Raw genomic sequence first — 18,885 nt, 5'->3', positions numbered from 1 at the left:
CGCCCCACGCGCTTTCAGTCGGCACACAGCTGCGCTGGCGCGGAGCTGCAGGGAAGATCCGCGCCAGGGCGACCAGCGGCGCATTGCAGCGGCCGGCACGTTGCGCGGGTGCAGCGGATAGTGAGGCGCAAGCGCAGCCTTGACGAGCGGTCGCCGTACGTGTGGAACGCTACGCACCTGTCGCGGCTCGGACACAAGAAGACTCGCGACCGGCTGCATGGCAACGCTGCGCAAGTGACCTTTTGTTGTTTGAAGCAAACCGGGAAAGCGCCGCCTCTGCGTCACGGCCGGCGCAACAGCAACCGATGCGAAAAGACCTGGCACGGATGTTTCACCGCTGGGAAGCGCCTACCCCGGTGGAGGCCTAGGCAGTGGAGTCCCTTGCCAGCCCGGTCTGAAGGACGCATGGTGTGCGCCCCAGGCAAGGAGTGCGGGAATGCCAGACCAACAGCACCAGTACAGCGTCAGGGTCACCTGGACCGGCAACCAGGGCAGCGGCACCTCGGGATATCGCGCCTACAGCCGTGACCACCGTATCGAGGCGGAGGGCAAGGCCAGCGTGATCGACGGCTCATCAGATCCAGGCTTCCGCGGCGACCCGGCACGCTGGAACCCCGAAGACCTGTTGGTCGCCTCACTGTCGGCCTGCCACAAGCTCTGGTACCTGGGGTTGTGCGCCAATGCCGGCATTATCGTGCAGGCCTACGAGGACAACGCCGAAGGTGCCATGCTGGAGCAGGCCGATGGCGCCGGGCAGTTCACCTCGGTGGTGCTGCGCCCGCTGGTGACCCTGGCACCGGGCAGCGACCTCGAGCAAGCCAGAGCGCTGCACCACACCGCGCATGAAAAGTGCTTCATCGCCCGCTCGATGAATTTCCCGGTCAGCCACGAGCCCCGGCTGCAACTGGCCGAATCGACCTGAACGGCGGGTTGCTCGAGGCTGTGGCAAGTCCTGTCGTGGATGGATGCCCAACGCCGACCACAGCGTTTGCAGCTCGAACCCAGTGTCGGCCAGGTGTTCGAGCAGCTCATGCAGTGGCAGACGGCCCCATTGCATGCCGCGCCTTGGCAGGTAAGGCGCTGGGCTGTGGGGATCGGCCCGCCTCGCTCACGCATGGCCGACTTTGCCGCGATGCGGACACCTCATTGCCGACTGCCGGAGCGCCTTGTCGGTCGCGCTTAACCCCACGGCATCGCGTTCAGGCGCACAATGCAACCGACACACGGGGCGTGTATCATCCGCACCCATCTTTTCATCCGAATTAAGGGATATAAGCCTGATGTCCAGCTACCTGTTCACCTCCGAATCGGTCTCCGAAGGCCATCCGGACAAGATCGCCGACCAGATCTCCGACGCCGTGCTGGATGCCATCCTGGCCCAGGACAAGCGTGCCCGCGTGGCGTGCGAGACCATGGTCAAGACCGGTGTGGCGATCGTTGCCGGCGAAGTGACAACCAGCGCCTGGATCGACCTGGAAGCCCTCACCCGCAAGGTGATCCTGGACATCGGCTATAACAGCTCCGACGTCGGCTTCGACGGCGAGACCTGTGGCGTGCTCAACCTGATCGGCAAGCAGTCGCCGGACATCAACCAGGGCGTGGACCGCAAGAAGCCCGAAGAACAGGGCGCCGGCGACCAGGGCCTGATGTTCGGCTATGCCACCAACGAGACCGACAGCTTCATGCCGGCGGCGATCCACCTGTCGCACCGCCTGGTCGAGCAGCAGGCGAAGATCCGCAAGAAGAAGAACTCGGCGCTGTCCTGGCTGCGTCCGGACGCCAAGTCGCAGGTCACCCTGCGCTATGAAGACGGCGTGGCGACCGCGATCGACGCGGTGGTGCTGTCGACCCAGCACGACCCGGGCATCAAGCAGAAGGACCTGATCGAAGCGGTGCGCGAGGAAATCCTCAAGCCGGTGCTGCCGGCCAAGTGGCTGCACAAGGGCACCAAGTTCCACATCAACCCGACCGGCAAGTTCGTGATCGGCGGCCCGGTGGGCGATTGCGGCCTGACCGGTCGCAAGATCATCGTCGACACCTACGGCGGCTGGGCCCGTCACGGCGGCGGCGCGTTCTCCGGCAAGGATCCGTCCAAGGTCGACCGTTCGGCCGCCTATGCCGCGCGCTATGTGGCCAAGAACGTCGTGGCCGCCGGCCTGGCCGACCGTTGCGAAGTGCAGGTTTCCTACGCCATCGGCGTGGCCGAGCCGACCTCGATTTCGGTCACCACCTTCGGCACCGGCAAGATCGCCGACGAGCAGATCGAAAAGCTGATCCGCAAGCATTTCGACCTGCGTCCGTTCGGCATCATCCAGATGCTCGACCTGATCCACCCGATGTACCAGCAGACTGCGTCTTACGGCCACTTCGGCCGCAAGCCGAAGGACTTCACCTACACCGACGGTGCCGGCACGCAGCATTCCGCCACCTCGTTCTCGTGGGAAAAGACCGACCGCGCCGACGCCCTGCGCGCCGATGCAAAACTGAAGTAAGCACGCCGCTCCTGCAGGAGCGAGCGCGATGCACAACGACCGGGCCGCTGATGCGGCCCGGTTTCGTTTTGAGGTCTGTCGGTGGGTTGCCCAACTCCAGGAAGTGGCAAGTTAGGCTTACGGCGGCCCCACACGCGGATGGGCGTGACGAAATAGAGCCCCTTTCTCCGCAGGAGAGGGGTTGGGGTGAGGGTTCGGGCGAAGCCGCTCACCTGCCGAATACCACGTGGCTGCGCACGTACCCTCATCCGCCCCTATGGGGCACCTTCTCCCGCCTTGCGGGAGAAGGGACCACGACGCCAACCGCTGCTCAAGCCCCTCTCCTGCGGGATAGGGGTTGGGGTGAGGGTGCGGACGAAGCCGCTCAGAAGCCGCTCACCTGCCAATAGCACGTGGCTGCGCACGTACCCTCATCCACCCCTAGGGCACCTTCTCCCGCCTTGCGGGAGAAGGGACAACGACGCCAACCGCTGCTCAAGCCCCTCTCCTGCGGGATAGGGGTTGGGGTGAGGGTGCGGGGCGAAGCCACATGCCATGCAGACCACCGCAGGACAGCTGTCGCGATCGCGAAACTACCGATCGAGCTGCAACTGCTGTTCGAGCGCCGTAGCAAAGTCCGCCAACGGGCAGGCCATGCGTTGCTCCGGAGCGCACAAGCCCAGCGACAGCTCCTGCTGCAGCGGCGGATGGGCAAGATCCAGCGGTGCCAGCGTGCGCAGTTGATCCAGCGATTGCGCCAGGTAGCGGGCACGCACGACCTGGCGGCCGTCGCTCTCCCGCCACAGGCCGAGCACCAACGCGCCACCCGGTGGCGGATCATCTGCACCGTAGCCGGGCAGGTGGAAATGCACGCCCAACAACCCGCTCAATGCAGCGATATGCGTATCGCTGCCGACAAACAACGAAGCCTTCGGCGCCTGCGCATCGCCGAAGCGCAGCATGACCTGGCGGGCCAGCGGCGCGCCGGAGCGCTGCGCCATGTAGTGCGGGCGCGCGTAGATATCGAACAACAGCGCGTGCAGGCGCGAGACCTGCGCCAGTCGTTCGGGTGTGGCGCGGCCCCAGCCGACCTGCGACAGCGGCAGGCCGTCGGCGTACTGCAGCAACAGCACTTCGCCGGTGCCGGAGGTCAGATCGATCGGCCCGCCCAAGGCCAGTCCACGCCCATTGGCCGATGGCGCCAACGTCGAGGGCATGCGCGCAAAGTCGCAAGGCGTGCGCGTGCAACCCAGGATCTGCTGCATCGCCTGCAACTCGTCCGCATGGCCTTGCAGCACTGCGGCAGGGCCACCGGTCTGCCGCTGGATCGATGCCACCGCGGCTGCCGCATCGAACGCCACCACGCCCGCCTCGATCGGCCGGAACAGCGGGTCGTTACTGCCCGCCTCGCGGTGCCCGGCGACGATGCCGCAGCCCGGCGCCAGTGCGTCGGCCAGCAAGGCACCGCTGTCGATGGTGCGCTGATCGGTATTGACCCAGACCGACACGCTCCCCGGTGCCGGGCATCCGGTGCGCGGCAGCAGCGCCTGCTGGGCCAACCACTGACGCAGATACTCGCCGCTCAATCGCACTGCCTTGCGGCCGCGCGGAGTGAGCAGGCTGGCCGGGGTGGACCACTGCGGCCAGGCTTGGTCGGCGTAGCGCGCGGCAGCCGCCTCGCCCTGCAGCGGCGCACGCACACCGTGGCGGAACACCACCACCACGCGCTCCAGCTGCTCGGTTTGCCGGTCTGCGCCACCAGCGTCGTGGTCGCGATCATTCGCACGACCATGCGATGCGCTGCGCGAGGGCAATGCACAGCCGCCCAACAGCGCGGCAAGCGCCATCAGCAGGCAGGCAGCGGCGATCGCAGGCGCGATTCCGCGACGCCGCACTGGCGCTGCGCGTAGCGGAGGCGACGCGATCCCCATCGCATCGCCTCCGGCCCCTTTGCATCGCCCAGACTGCGGCGGCTCCCCACCGCCAGTGAGTGCCCCGCACTGCGATGCGCCCTGCTCCGCAGCCTTGCGGTTGCGCTGCTGCACACCTGCCGACACGCCCCACCCTGCACAATCCGACTCAGAACACATATTTGGCGGTCACCAGGCTGGTCATGCCCGAATCGACGATGTCGGAAATGGCCGTGGTGTCGTGCCCCACATGCGCCCAATAGCTGTGCTGCCTGGTGAGATTGGCAACCGACAGATCCACACGCAGGTGATCGCCCGGCGCATAGCCCAGATGCAGATCGACGCGGGTGATCGGCTTGATCCACAGGTTGTCCCAGCGCGCGCCCTGGTTGAGATAGTCGTAGACCGACACGTATTCGCCGGAATAGTGGTAGCTCAGGTTGATCGACCACGGCCCCTTTTCGTAGAACACTTCCGCGTTGGCGAGCAGGTTCGGTGCATTCTGGATGCGTTCGTGCGCAAAGCCTGCTTCACCCAGATCCACGCGTGTAGTCTGGCGGGTGACATTGGCGCCGACGCCGACGCCATCCAGCGGCGCAGGCAAGCCCTGGAAGGTCTGCCGCACGGCGGCCTCCAGGCCCAGCACGCGGCCGTCGCCACCATTTTGCGGACGCACGAAGCGGGTGCTGGCGGCGCCGCTCTGCCCGGCGTTGGCCGCCTCCGATCCACTCTCGTAGATGTAGTCGGTCAGGCGCTTGTAATAACCGGCCAGCATCGCGTGGCCGCCAGCGTCGTTCTGCCATTCGCCCGACAGATCCACGTTGAGCGACTTAATCGGTTTCAGGTCCGGATTGCCTTCGGTGATGATGGTCTGGCCATCGCTGGAAATATCCGTGGAGCGGCCACCTCCCAGTTGCACGAATGCCGGGCGTGTGTAGCTGGTCCACACCGAGCCGCGATACACCGCGCTGTCGCCGGCGGGCCGGTAGTTCACGAAGACGCTCGGCAGCACCACGTTGTAGCGGGTGCGATTGTTGGCGAATGCACCGACCTGCTCGGCCCCGTTGACGGCCGCCGGCTGCGCCCAGAAGGTGTTGGTGATGGCGGTATGTTCCAGGCGCACGCCCGGCAGGATTTCCCAATCGCCGCTATGCAATGTCGCCATCGCATAGGCAGCGCTGACCGCTTCGGTGGCGCGCATGGTATTGCAGTTGAGGTTATTGATCGCCAGTTTTCCGCAGCTGTCGAAACTGGCTGGCGTCAGCGTGCGTGCGATCAGGTCGTTGAGCGCGGCATTGCTCAGCCGCACCGTGGGCAGTGCGTATTGCCCCGGATAGACCGCGTCGTAGCGCTGCGCGATCAGCCCGGTGTCGCGCAGCAAGGTGCCGTCGGTGTACTTGGCATTGGTCCAGTCGCGATCGGTGAAGCTGCGCGAGCTGTCGACATACTTCACGCCGAACGCGATGCGGCTGAGCAAGCCGTCATCGAAATCGTAGCCCACATCGAATTTGCCGCCGCCCTTGTCCTGGCCGCTGTACTGCCTGGAAAGCTGCCCGGTACGTCGCGCGAACAGGCTGCCCACATCGGAGGCCTGTGCCTGCATCGCAGGAGTCAGCAGCGGGATGGGAAAGCCGTCGCCGTCGTAACTGATGAAGCGGTTCGCGCCGTAGGCGAAGTTGCTCGAGGTGTATTGATCGTTGCGCGCGGAAATTTCCACGTGGTCCGGGCGGTCGTTGCTGCCGGTGCCGTAAAAGAGGTTCGGCGCAAACGTCCAATGGCCGAGCTGTTTTTCCGCACCGAACTGGAGGGTGGCAAGGTCGGCCTGCTCGGGGTTGGTCTCGTACCAGTAGCGCACCGCGATGCGATTGATCTGCGGCTGGTACACGCCACTGCTGCCGATCTGGGTGAAGCTGACATTGGCCGGTACGAACTGCGTGTAGCCGGTGTTCTGCTCGGTCTTGGCGAAGGCGTAGGTCATGCGCGCATAGAGATGCAGACTGGGGTCCACCCGCCAATCGAACGCAGCATTGCCGCCGTAGCGGCGGGTGTCGCCTTGCGAATACCCGATGTTGATGCCAGTGCTCTGCAGCACCTGTTGCGGGTCGCTACCTGCAGCCAGATTGCCGCCGGCATCGGCGCGCGCAAACTCCCACGAACCATCGTTGCGCGCGGCCGACGCGCCGGCCACTTCGCTGTTCACGAAATGGCGCTCGTCGTAATACGCGCTGACCGCCACGCCGAACTGCCCGGTGTCGCCAAAGCGTGCATGCCAATCGCCGGCTGCGCCACTTCCCAGCCCGGAATCGCCGTAATCGCGCGCACGACTCTCCATGCGTCCGCTCAAGGTCACGCTGCCGCCCTGGCGATCGGGCGAATCGAAGGCGCTGGGCGTGCGGTAGTCGATGGTGCCGCCGATCGCATCGCCATCCATATCGGCGGTGGACGTCTTGTTCAACACGATGGTCTGCAGGCCCGAGGGCGGCAGCAGGCTCAATTGCACGCCACGGCTGTATGGCATGCCCTGCGCGACGTTGATGCCGTTGATCAGGTTGACGTTGTACTCGGCATTGAGGCCGCGCACCGACGAAAACATGCCTTCGCCGCGCGCAGCGCCATCGATGCCGCCGAAGTACGATTGCCCGGTGTTGATGACATTGACGCCCGGCATCAGCCCCAGTGCTTCGGCCACGTTGTGCACGGCGGTGGTCTTGAGGTCGTCGGCCGACAACACGTTGACGGTGTTGGTTGCGGCCATCTGCATGTCGGTCGCGTTGTAACGGGTGGCGGCGACGGTGACCTTGTCCAAGGTCGCCATCTCGCCTTGCGCAGGCGTTGCTGCGGCAGACTGCGCGGCTGCATGGCCGCACACGATCGACAACGACACGCACAAGGCCTGCGACAGGCGCGAAGGACGCGACAACGTACAACGAACGATCATGATCAAATCCAATGCGTGCAGCAACGCGCCATGGACGCATGCCACGGCGGCGCCACGGTGATGTGTGGGAGAGCGGCGCGGCCTGCAGCGGCGGACCTGCGTCACACCTGCAAGCAGGCGCCGCGCATGGTGGTGACGGCATATTTCAATGCCGTGACGCGAGCTGCCGACATGACAAATGCGCGCAGCGAGCGCGCAAGTCGGCATAGTCGCTGGCGTATGGAAGCGCGGATCGCTGCCGGCATGCGCATACGGCCGCTTGCGCGGGTGCGCACGCATCTTCGCAGGGCGCGACACGACCACGCATGACGCGGTGGCGTCATGGTTCCAGCCGTGTGTCTCGCAGCAAAGCGGCCCCTTCTGCGAAGAAGATGCCCACAGCGCGCTTGAAGGTCCGACGTACGCGACGACGCGTCGTGACGCATCGCGACTCGCGAGGCGACAATCCGCTCGCGACAGCGCCCAAGGCCTGCGTCAGCGTGATCGAGATCTGTGCCGACGCAGCACGCAGCTGCAGCCGATCGCGCTCACCCCATCCTGCGTATCCCACTCATGTGCGCAGGAAGATCTCGACGCGGCGATTGAGTTGACGACCGCCCGGATTGTCCTGGCCGTTGACCGTGTTGGGCGCCACCGGTTGCGATTCGCCATAGCCTTTTGCGCCGGCGGCCTGTGCGGCGCCGCGTGTGCGCAATGCGGCCAGCACCGCGTTGGCGCGGCGCTCGGACAGGGACTGGTTGTAGGCGTCGTCGCCCTTTGCATCGGTGTGCCCGCGCACTTCCAGCTGCTTGGTGGTCACCTTGCCCAGCGCGGCCGCCAGCGTGTCGAGGACGCGTGCGGCATCGGTGCGGATGTCGGACTTGTCGAAGTCGAACAGGATGCGGTCGTTCAAGCTGATCAGATAGCCGCAAGGCGCCCCGGGCGGAGCGAACTTCTGCAATGGAGGGAAGCGGCCGGCCGGCGGTACCTTCGGCAGCGGCGGCATGCGCACTTCGCGCGGCGGGGTGCCGACCGTGCCGGTCCCGTCGCCGCGGTTCTGCACCAGGCCATCCGGCCCGTTCCAGGTGCCGGAACCATCGGCATTGACGGTGACCAACCCGCGCGGCCCATTCCAGGTGCCGCTGCCATCGCCGTGATTGTCGATCAGGCCGCTCTTGTCGCTGTTCCAGGTGCCTGCGCCCTTGCCGTTCAAACTGATCAAGCCGGCCGGGCCGTTGTAGGTGCCGCCACCGTTGGATTGCACGTCGATGAGGGCATCGTCGCCGCCCTGCCCGGATGCGTTGATGGTGCCGCTGCCATCGGCGTTGACGTTGACCAGGCCGCCCTCGAAGTTGGCGGTGCCGCTGCCGTCGGCCTTGAGGTTGAACAGGCCGTCGCCGCCGTTGCGCAGCAGGTTGCCGTCGGCGTCGATGCTGGTGATGCCGGCATCGTTGATCAACGCGCCGCCATCGCCGCAGCGCGCAGGTGCGACGCTGACGCCTTCGATCGGGTCGAGGATGTCCTGCAGCGAGGCTTCCAGCGCGCGTTGGGCTGGGGTCACGCCGACGATCTCGGGGATGACGATGGTGGGGATGGCCGGAAATTCCGGCACGGTTTCATCCGCTGCTGCGGACGCGTCCGGCGCGCCGTTGGCCTGCGCCGCCTGCGCTGCTGCGGGCGCTGGATCGGCAGCCGCCGCTGCATCCTTCGCACCTTCGCCACTTCCGCAACCGACCAGCAACAGCGGGACCCACAGCACTGCCGACAGCTTGCGCATCGCCTCTTCCTTGTTCGAGCCTGTACGAGAGCTGCCTGATAGCACGCGCACGGTAAACAAGGCGCTAAGGCCGGTCCGGATGCTTGCCGACGGCACTGCCGGCGCTAACAGATGACGGCTGCGCGTCGAGAAACAGACCGATCGAGCAGGGGTACGGCAGCGTGGCACGCAGCAACACGAGGATGCCGTCGGCGGGCAACCTGCTGGATGCAAGGCGAGCCGTGCCCCTCATGCGCGCGGCGCGGCCGTCACCAGGCGCGGCGCGCGTATCTGCATGCCAGCTCCGCCGCGCTTTCCGGCAATCGTCCTCGGTATCGAGCGATCGCGCGGGCGGCAGCCTCACAACATCGCGGGCGTCGCCGCAGCCGCGGGCGCGGCACCCTGCGCAGGTGCCTGCCCGGCCTCGGCCTGCGATTGAGCATGCAGGATGCGGCGGATCTCCAGGATCGCCTGCGGGGTTTCCTGCACGCTGTGCCAGGAGGTCACCACCAGCTCGGAGGCGGCACCGTCCAGATGCGCGCTGCGATACGGCACCAGGCCGTCGTCGGAATCGGCCAGCGGCACCTGCGGTTTTTCGCGGCCGACGATGGTGTGGTACCGCACCTGCGGCGAAATCGGCAGATCCATCGTGGCGCGCACGAACGGGTCGGTATCGCGCAGGTTGTCGATGCTGGTGGGCGGCAGCAGGCGCCCCTTGCGCCGGTAGTCACCGCCGTGCCCCTCGCGCTCGCTGTTGGCGAGATCCTGCAGCACGTCGCCGAAGCGATCCAGCAAGGCCACCGGCAGCCGCACCAGGCGGCCGACGAAGCGCCCGAGCCCACCTTCGGCCAGTGGCGTGCCGCGATGCGGTGCGGCGATGAAGATGGCGCGGTCGATTTGCGGCATTGGCGAAAAATGCAGCAACGGCGACAACGTCGCACGCACCCGTGCGCCGCGCTCGCCGTCCAGCCGATAGTCCTGCAGCAGCGCGTTCCACAGCTGTTCGCCGGACGCAGACACCAGCAGGCGTCCGATCACCCCGCCCATGCTGTGGCCGATCAACACCATGTCCTGCGAGGCGATCGCCGTGCCGGATGGGTCGAAGTGGCGCAGGCTGCGCTCCACCAATGCCTGGATTTCCGCACGATTGACCGCAATCGGCGCATTGGTGGGGTAATACACTTGCCAGATCTGATACCGCTGGCGCAGGGTTTCGTCGCCCATCACTTCATTGGCCACGTTGACCCAGGCTTCCGGGCTGCTGGCCAGCCCGTGCAGCATCAGCAGCACGCGGCGGTTGGGGTCGTAGGGCTGCATCAGATACAGATGCGGGCGATCGATGCCGCGCGCGCTGCCCAGCATCGAGCGCAGCGATTGCGCGGCAAAGCCCGACTTGGCCAGCCACAGCCCGTAGGCGGCGGTGAAGTTGGCTGCCAGCGGTACACGCTGACCATGCAGCACCACCTCGTTCTGGCGATACGGGTCGTACGGCACCACGGTGACCACATCGGTCCGCAGCACCGCATCCAGGGTATCGCCATCGAAACGCAGCAGCAGCGTTGCCGGTGCGTACGGCATCTCGCTGAAGGTCGGTATCGGGCGCTGTGGCGGCGCACTTGCGGCGGCGGCTTGCTGCAGGGCCAGCCCGGCCGGGTCGCCGACCACCTGCGGGTCCACTTCGGCCACCAGTTCGGCACCAAAGCCATCGCGTCGATAGGTGCTGCGCAATCCATTGAAGCGTAGCGCCGAGGCGGCAAAGATCGCGCGCGGCGTGTTGCCGCCACCCGGCAGCCGATACGCGGACATGTCGATGGCCACCTGCCAGCGGCCCACCTGCGTCGGCGTAGGCGCCGTGTCGCCGGCCTGTTGCGCGCGCGCGAACAGCCGTTCGACCACCTGCTGCACGGCATAGTTGTAGTAGTCGCGCACCTGCGTCTGGCGGTTTTCGAACGCGCGCGCACTCGGCGCCCGCGCGGTGAAAAACAGATAGGCATACGCGTGCCGCGCGGCCTCCAGCCAGGCCTGCACCGCCGCGTCGCTCATTTGTGCCGGGTTGCGGCCGCTCAGGTCGATCGCGTGTGCCGTCCACAGCTCGGCTTGCGTGGCCAGGCGGCGCTCATCGCCGACGCCTGCCACCGTGGTGAGCTGCTGCGCGCACGGCAACGGCTGCTTGCGGCAGGCCTTGGGGTGCAGCCCGGCCACCTGCAAGGTCTCGCTGCCGGCCTGGCTGAGCGCACCGGTGCTGAGCACATCGCCACGCGTGCGCGCGATGTAGTCGCCGCTGTTGCGCGCTTGCACCGTGACCATCGCGCAGCCGCTCAGCCACGTGCAGGCGAGCAGCGCCGCCAAGACCACGGCGACGCGACGCGGATGCCCGTGCAACATCACCGTGATGCGCTCGTCGATACGCCGGGCGCAGGCACCTGCGGCATGCCGGCGCGGATGCGTTCGGAGAAGTCGGCCGCGGTGTCGGCGGCGATGGCTCGCGCGGTGAAGTGCCCGCGCTGCTTCAAGGTCGCAAAGTCATAGCCCGGCATCAGGCCATGATGGTCGTACGCGTACTGATCGGCGTAGCCGGACAGCAGCAAGCGGTGATCCAGCGGCAAGCTGGGCTGCAGCTGGCGCACCAGGGCATACACGATCGTGGTGCAGTTGCTGGTCAGCGTGTTGTAGAAGGCCGGCTTGCGATTCAAGTCGTTGGCCAGCGCCACGTAGCCCATGAACATGCGCCGCAGACCCGCCCTGGGAATGGCCAGGCGATACAGGTACATGTCTTCGCCACGCACGTTGGTGCGCACGCGCAGGATGTCGCGCTCGTCGGCGGCCACCAGGGTTTCTTCGAAGCTGCGGAAGAAGCCGCCCACCGCAGAAAACGATTCGCCGCGTTCCTTGCGGATTTCCAGCGAGAACACCACGTGCGAGCCATCGTCGAAGCCGAACGACACCAGCGTGTGCGCAATCGCCGGGCCCATCCAGTACGACAGGGCCAGATCGGCGCTGACCAGGCGATCCAGATCGTACTGGCGGGTCTCCCAGCGTGGGACGTAGTTGGTTTCGCTACGCCAATCGAAGTTGCGCACGTTGTGCAGGGTGACGATGTTGCCGCGCACCTGCGGCTGCAGGCGCTGGGCGACATCGTCGGCCCAGTCGCGGTCCTGGCTGGGCTGCATCAACCCCCACGACACCGCCAGCGCCACGAACGCGGCACCGAAGATGCCCACCAGGGCCCAGTTCTCGCGGCCACGGCGCAAGCCCCATAGCGCGGCCAACGCCATCGCGCACCACGAGGCCACCCAACCGCCACGCACCAGGGCGTTGCCGGTGAGCGCGAAATAGATCGCCAGGCCGCCCCACAGCGCCGCCAGCACCAGCAGCGCGCGCAGCGCCCAGCGGCCGATCGCCGCGCGGGTGGCTGGTGTCATCGCGTGCCGCCTTGCGGCACCTGCATGCCCAGCGCGTGCATCAACAGGTCCGCCGAGCGATGCGCCAGGCGCTTGCGCTCCGCTTCGTCGTTACCGCGCAGGCAACTGCCCAGCATGTCGATCACCAGCAGCAGTTGCTCGTCGTCGACATCGGCCCGGCACAGGCCGGCATCGCGGGCGCGGTGCACGAACGGCAAGAAGATCGCCACCACCCGCCGGTCGGCCGCTTCCACCGCCGGATTTGCGCGTTCCATCGAGCGCCAGAAATCCACCAGCGGCGCAGACTGGGCGATGTGCTCGGCCACGTCGTGCAGCAGCACGGCCAGGCCGTCCGCTCGGTCGGCCAGATCGGCGGCCAGCCGCTCCAGGCCATCCAGACCACGCGCCATCAGCGCGGTCATCAACGCCACCCGATCCGGAAAATTGCGGTACAGGGTGGCGCGGCCGAGGCCGGCACGTTCCACCACCAGTTCCAACGGGGCATTGACGCCGTGTTCGCTGAACACTTCGTCGGCGGCATCGAGAATCTGCCGGCGGCGTAGCGCGGCATCGGGGCGGGGAGTCGTCATGCCGGCATTATCGGACAGATTTGTCCGCTAATGCCAGAGTCCGCTTGCCGCTTGCGCGCCCTCTCCGACCAACGGTCGGATCAGCCGGTGTTCTGCACGCCTTGCGAGACGCCGTTGACGCAGGCGACCAGCGCACGCAGCAGGTCCTCGTCTTCGCCACCGGTGGCGCGCCAACGTTGCAGCAGGTCGACCTGCAATACGCTGATCGGGTCGATGTAAGGGTTGCGCAGGCGGATCGACAACGCCAGGCGCGGGTCGTGCTGCAGCAACGATTGCTGTTGCAGCAGCGCCTTGACCCAGTGCTTGGTCAGCGCCAGTTCGTCGCGAATCTGCGGAAAAAACCGCGCATGCAGGTCGCCCGACAAGCGCGAGAACAGCTCGGCGATGTTGAGGTCGCCCTTGGACAGCACCATGGCGATGTCGTCCAGGAAGGTGCGGAAGAACGGCCAGTCCTGCGCCATCTCGCGCAGGCTGTCCTCATGCCCGGCCTCCACCGCCGCCTGCAAGCCGCTGCCCACGCCGAACCAGCCCGGAATCACCGCGCGCGCCTGGCTCCATGCAAACACCCACGGGATCGCGCGCAGATTCGACAGCGCCGCGTCCTGGCCCAGCCGACGCGAGGGGCGCGAGCCCAGCGTCATGCGTTCGATCACATCGATCGGCGTGGCCAGGCGGAAGTACTGCATGAAATCCGGTGCACCGACGAAGGCGCGATAGGCCACGCTGCTGCGTTCGGCAACCAGATCCATCACCGGACGCCAGGTGTCCTCGCGCGGCTCGGGCATACGCGGGCGCAGGCTGGACAGCAATACCGCGCCGGTCATCTGCTCCAGCGAGCGCAAGGCCAGTGCGCGAATGCCGTACTTGCGATGGATCACCTCGCCCTGCTCGGTGACGCGCAAGCGGCCGTCGACGCTGCCGCGCGGCGCCGCATCCAGCGCGCGGCTGGTCTTGCCGCCGCCGCGGGCGATCGAGCCGCCGCGCCCGTGGAAAAAGGTCAGCCGCACGCCGAGTTCGGCGGCCGCTTCCAGCAGTTCCACCTGCGCGCGCTGCAGGCCCCAGCGCGACGCCGCGATGCCGCCGTCCTTGCCGCTGTCCGAATAACCCAGCATCACCATCTGCGTATCGCCGCGCGCCGCCAGATGCTGGCGATACACCGGGTCGGCCAGCAAGTCCTGCACGGTGCCGGTGCCACCGCGCAGATCGTCCACGGTTTCGAACAGCGGCACGATATCCAGCGGTACGGCACCAGCGTCATCGACCAGGCCACCGCGCCGCGCCAGGGCGAGCACGGTGAGCACGTCGGCGCGGTTATGCGCCATCGAAATGATGTAACTGCCCAGCGCATCGGCGCCGTGGCGCGTGCGTGCATCGGCAAGTGCGGCGAACACCGCGTCCAGCCGCGCATTGCCGTCGTCCTGCACACGCGGCAACGCCTGCTCGCCAGACGCGTACGGGCCCAGCAGCGCGGCGCGCTGGGTGGCGTCCTGCGCGTCCCAGTCGCCCTGTTCCAACGCATCGGCAACCGCGCGCGCATGCACGCTCGATTCCTGACGCACATCCAGACGCGCCAGATGGAACCCGAAGCTGCGCACGCGCCACAACAGCCGACGCACCGCAAACCAACCGGCATGCAGCCCCTTGTTGGCCTGCAGGCTGTCCAGGATCACCTGCAGATCGTGCTCCAGCTCCGACGGTGCGCTGTAGGCGCCATCGGCATCGTCCAGCGTGGCCTGCAGCCGTGCACGCATCAGGTCGTTGAGCAGCCGGTACGGCATGTCGCCGTGGCGCGGGCGCGAGCGCGCGGCTGCGTCCGGCAGCAATGCGCGGTAGCGCTCCAGTTGCGCATTCAATGCCGGGCTCGCCGCCACCAGCGTGGTCGACTGGCTGAGCAGGCTGGCCAGTTGCCAGAGTTCCTTCTGGTAGCGGTCCAGCACCGCGCGGCGCTGCGCATCCAGGGTGCCGGCGATGGTGGTGGCATCCACGTTGGGATTGCCGTCCATGTCGCCGCCCACCCAGGTGCCGAAGCGCAGCAGCCGCGGCAGGGTCGGCACGCTCCCGTAGGTTTCTTCGATGGCGTGTTCGAGGGTTTCGTACATCACCGGGATGACGCGATAGAGCACCTGGGTGAGATAGAACCCCACGTGTTCGCGTTCGTCGTCCACGGTGGGACGCACCGGCGAGGAATCGGCGGTCTGCCAGGACGCGGTCAGGGCCATGCGGAAGCGCGCCGCATCGCTGGCGCGCTCGTTGGGGGTGCGCATGCCGTCGAGGTTGTCGACCAGGCTGGCGACCATCAGCTGTTCTTTTTCCAGCAGCGCGCGGCGCACCGCTTCGGTGGGGTGCGCGGTGAACACCGGCTCCACGTCGATGCGCGGCAACCACTGGCTGAGTTCTTCCAGGCTCACGCCCTGCGCCTTGAGCCGGCGCAGGGCATCGTGCAGGCCATCGGGCTGCGGCGTATCGGTACCGCTGCGCTGGTACTCGCGGCGGCGGCGGATGCGGTGCACGCGCTCGGCGATGTTGACCACCTGGAAATAGGTGCTGAAGGCACGCACCAGCGATTCGGCATCGCGCGGCTCACGGCCGGCCAGCTGCTCGCTCAACGTGGAAGGCGGCGCATCGCTCTCGCGACGCGCAATGGCGGTGGTACGGACGCGTTCGATTTCGTCGAGGAATTCCGCAGATACCTGCTCGGCGAGCAGATCGCCGACCAGTGCCCCCAGGCGACGCACATCGTCGCGCAAGGGAAGATCGGGGGTAGCGAACACAAGACTGCTGCGGTACTCGTTCATCGGAAACGCACACCCTCATCAAGCGCAAAGTCGTCGAAGACTAACCCAAAAGGATTAGATGATCGCGACCATCACGACGGTTTCAACACCAACCATCGTGTGCGCCTACCGACGACCTGTAGGAGCGGGCTTGCCCGCGATGGGCTTTCCCGGTAACGCCCATCGCGGGCAAGCCCGCTCCTACGCAACGTGGCTTCCCTGGTAAGGCCCTCGCGGGCAAGCCCGCTCCTATGGGTGATCGCGCAACCATCCACGCGGCTCAGCAGACGTTGCCGGCAGCGCAACAGCCGCATCCGCTGTAGGAGCGCACCCGGGTGCGACGAAGCTCACCGGTAACGCCGCATCGCGCGCAAGCGCGCTCCTACCGGTGCCAGCGCACCATCGATCAACGCGCGCGTGTCGCACCGGTCTCCTTCACCGGCTCGCCAAGATTGCTCTTCAACCACTGCTCGCTCTCGGCCAGCATCTGCAGGATCGATTGCCGCGCGCGATACGCATGCGATTCGTTGGGCAGCATCACCAGCTTCGCGGTGCCGCCCAGACCCTTGATCGCGGCGAACATGCGCTCGCTCTGGATCGGGAAGGTGCCGGTGTTGTTGTCGTCCTGGCCGTGGATCAGCAGCAGCGGGTCCTTGATCTTGTCGGCGTAGTTGAACGGCGACATCGCCTGATACACCGATTGCGCCTGCCAGTAGTTGCGTTCCTCGGCCTGGAAGCCGAACGGCGTGAGCGTGCGGTTGTAGGCGCCGCTGCGTGCGATGCCGGCCTTGAACAGCCGCGTGTGCGCAAGCAGGTTGGCCGTCATGAACGCACCGTACGAATGCCCGCCGATGGCGATGTGCTCGCGGTCGGTGACACCGCGCCGCACCACTTCATCCACCGCCGCCTGTGCGTCGGCGATCAGCTGCGGCACATAGGTGTCGTTGGGTTCGGCATCGCCTTCGCCGACGATCGGCATGGTCGGGTTGTTGAGCACCACATAGCCGATCGCCAGGAATGCCTGCGGCCCCCAGTAGCTGATCGCATTGAAGCGATACGGCGAGTCGGTGACCTGGCTGGCGGTGTCGGCGCTTTTGAACTCGCCCGGATAGGCCCACATCAGCAGCGGGCGTGGGCCATCGCGTTTGGGGTCGTACCCCGGCGGCAGCAACAGCGTGGCGGTGAGGTCCACGCCATCGGCGCGCTTGTAGCGGATCTGCTCCTTCTGCACGCCGCGCAACTGCGGCAACGGGTGCGCGAACTGCGTCAGCGCACGCGGTGCCGGCGCCGCATCGCCCAGCGACTGCACGAAATAATTGGCGGGTTCTTCAGGCGATTCGCGGCTGAGCAGCAACTGCGTGCCCTGCGCATCCAGCAATGCCAGCGGCGCGGAATAGGTGGGCGCCTGCGAATGGAACAGCCGCGTGGCGCGCTTGCTCTGCAGATCGAAGCGATCCACGAACGGGCGGTCGCCTTCCGGCGAAGCACCCTTGCCAAGCAGGAACAGGCTGTTGCCATCGGCACCGGTCTGCAGCAATGCGCGGCCCTTGCCATCGGCCATGGTCGCCGGCGTGCCGGGATCGTTATAGCGGTCCTGCGAGGAACGATCCCACAGCAGTTCCGGCGCGCGCTGCGGCTGGTCTGGCGCAATGCGCCACTGCTTGGTGCGCCGGGTCTTCCACCAGCTCTCGCTGAGGATGGCCAGATCGCCGCGGCCCCACTGGATGCCCTCGAACCGGCTGCCCAGCTGCGCCAGCGTCACCGGCCCACGCGCGAATGGCGCCGCCTGCATCCGGACCACATCGCGCACCTTGCTCTCGCGTGCCGGGTCGCCGCCATCCTGCGCCTCGGCCCAGACCAGGGTGGCCGGCGCATCGTGCCGCCAGGCGATGTCGCGCACGCCGGTGGGCACGGCGTCATTGCCGGTCGGCAAGCCTTCCACCAATGGCAACTGGGCAATCTGGCGCACCAGCTTGCCCTGCAGGTCCAGCACCTCGATGCGGCGCGGGAAGTTGTCTACCGGCACCAGGTAGGAAAACGGCCGCTCGCTGCGTTCGCTCAGGATGTAGCGCCCATCCGGGGACACCGACAGGTTGAGATAGATGCCGGGCGTGGCGATCGGGCGCACCTGCCCGGTGACGCTGACGATGACCGGCTGGCCGGTGGCGTAGTACTCGAACACGCGCGCATCGGCCTCGTTGCGCAGCAGGTCCTGATAGGTCGGCAGCGAGCGCACGCCTGCGGCGGCGCTGGTCTGCTGGGTCGCCGGGCCGTCCGGCACCACGTCGCGGGCAGGCGGCGCACCCTGCCCTGCCACTTGCTGTTGCAACAGCAGGCCGCTGCCGTCGGGCAACCAGTGCAACTCGTCGTCGACGCTGGTATTCAAGCCAGCGACCAGGCGCCTGGCCTGCCCGGCCGCCACGTCCACCAGCCACAGCTCGTTGGCACCGCTGGTCGCGTCCTCGCGCCGGAACGCCAGGTAGCGCTGGTCCGGCGACCAGCTCAGCGTGGCCAGCGACAACGGCGTCGGCAGCCCGGCGATCTGCCGCTCGCTGCCATCGGCTACCGACAGCATCCACAGCTTGCCGGCGAAGGCAAACCGGCTGCTGGCGAAGGTCTTGGGATGGATGCGCAGGCCGGCCAGCTTGAGCTCGGGCTGGGCCACCTCGGCGATGTCCGGCAATGCCGGCAACTGCAGCATCGCAGCCAGATCGCGTTTGGGCGAGAGGTGCAGCAGCGGCGCGCGCGGTGCGTCGACCACTGCCTGCAGCGCCTTGGAGGGCAGTTGATACCCGCTACTTGCTGCCGCGGCGGTGGGTGTCGCTGGTGAGCTGGCTGCCGATGCCAGCAACGGCGCGCTCAACCCCAGCGCTCCTGCGCCTGCCCACACCAACGCCCATGTGTGCTGCCGCCAGCCTTGCGCATTCCGTTTCGCCTGCATTGTCCGCTCCCGGTCTCGATCAACCCTGGACCTTAGCAGCCGCTCGTCGGCGACTCCCCTGCCGTTGGTTGGGGGTCGTGCCACTTCATGCCCGCCAATTCATGCCGGAGGGGGGTGCTGCCGAT

The 18,885-nt window shown here is 67.0% G+C and carries 10 protein-coding genes; 2 read left to right on the top strand and 8 right to left on the bottom strand.

What is annotated here, in order from left to right; genetic code table 11:
• Positions 1–436 precede the first annotated feature (436 nt).
• Complete coding sequence (locus VZ068_RS04860) at positions 437–922, top strand: OsmC family protein (RefSeq protein WP_349657065.1); 486 nt, start codon at positions 437–439, stop codon at positions 920–922.
• Positions 923–1,280: 358 nt separating this feature from the next.
• Complete coding sequence (gene metK, locus VZ068_RS04855; RefSeq protein WP_259168233.1) at positions 1,281–2,492, top strand: methionine adenosyltransferase; 1,212 nt, start codon at positions 1,281–1,283, stop codon at positions 2,490–2,492.
• Between the two features lie 572 nt (positions 2,493–3,064).
• On the opposite strand, the gene VZ068_RS04850 is transcribed toward metK, so the two are convergent.
• The 8 genes from VZ068_RS04850 to VZ068_RS04815 form a co-directional block, all read right to left on the bottom strand.
• Positions 3,065–4,402 (bottom strand): histidine-type phosphatase, encoded by a 1,338-nt coding sequence (locus tag VZ068_RS04850; RefSeq protein ID WP_349657064.1) that lies wholly within the window; start codon positions 4,400–4,402, stop codon positions 3,065–3,067.
• Positions 4,403–4,550: 148 nt separating this feature from the next.
• Complete coding sequence (locus tag VZ068_RS04845; RefSeq protein ID WP_349657063.1) at positions 4,551–7,319, bottom strand: TonB-dependent receptor; 2,769 nt, start codon at positions 7,317–7,319, stop codon at positions 4,551–4,553.
• Positions 7,320–7,869: 550 nt separating this feature from the next.
• Positions 7,870–9,135: an OmpA family protein gene (locus VZ068_RS04840; protein WP_349657062.1), complete on the bottom strand. Its 1,266-nt coding sequence runs from the start codon at positions 9,133–9,135 to the stop codon at positions 7,870–7,872.
• Positions 9,136–9,414: 279 nt separating this feature from the next.
• Positions 9,415–11,439: an alpha/beta hydrolase gene (locus tag VZ068_RS04835; RefSeq protein ID WP_349657655.1), complete on the bottom strand. Its 2,025-nt coding sequence runs from the start codon at positions 11,437–11,439 to the stop codon at positions 9,415–9,417.
• Positions 11,439–12,476 (bottom strand): DUF4105 domain-containing protein, encoded by a 1,038-nt coding sequence (locus VZ068_RS04830; RefSeq protein ID WP_349657061.1) that lies wholly within the window; start codon positions 12,474–12,476, stop codon positions 11,439–11,441. The genes VZ068_RS04835 and VZ068_RS04830 overlap by 1 nt, the downstream gene beginning before the upstream one ends.
• Positions 12,473–13,045 (bottom strand): TetR/AcrR family transcriptional regulator, encoded by a 573-nt coding sequence (locus VZ068_RS04825; protein WP_259154478.1) that lies wholly within the window; start codon positions 13,043–13,045, stop codon positions 12,473–12,475. The genes VZ068_RS04830 and VZ068_RS04825 overlap by 4 nt, the downstream gene beginning before the upstream one ends.
• Positions 13,046–13,125: 80 nt before the next feature.
• Positions 13,126–15,840 carry a phosphoenolpyruvate carboxylase gene (gene ppc / locus VZ068_RS04820; RefSeq protein WP_349657060.1) on the bottom strand — a complete coding sequence of 905 codons (2,715 nt, stop codon included), beginning with the start codon at positions 15,838–15,840 and terminating at the stop codon, positions 13,126–13,128.
• A 385-nt stretch (positions 15,841–16,225) separates the two neighbouring features.
• Positions 16,226–18,760: a prolyl oligopeptidase family serine peptidase gene (locus tag VZ068_RS04815; RefSeq protein WP_349657059.1), complete on the bottom strand. Its 2,535-nt coding sequence runs from the start codon at positions 18,758–18,760 to the stop codon at positions 16,226–16,228.
• Positions 18,761–18,885: the final 125 nt, after the last annotated feature.

Source organism: Xanthomonas sp. 10-10 (assembly GCF_040182365.1).
In the GTDB taxonomy this organism is placed as follows: Bacteria; Pseudomonadota; Gammaproteobacteria; order Xanthomonadales; family Xanthomonadaceae; genus Xanthomonas; species Xanthomonas arboricola_F.
This window is presented reverse-complemented; position numbering and strand designations above follow the sequence as displayed.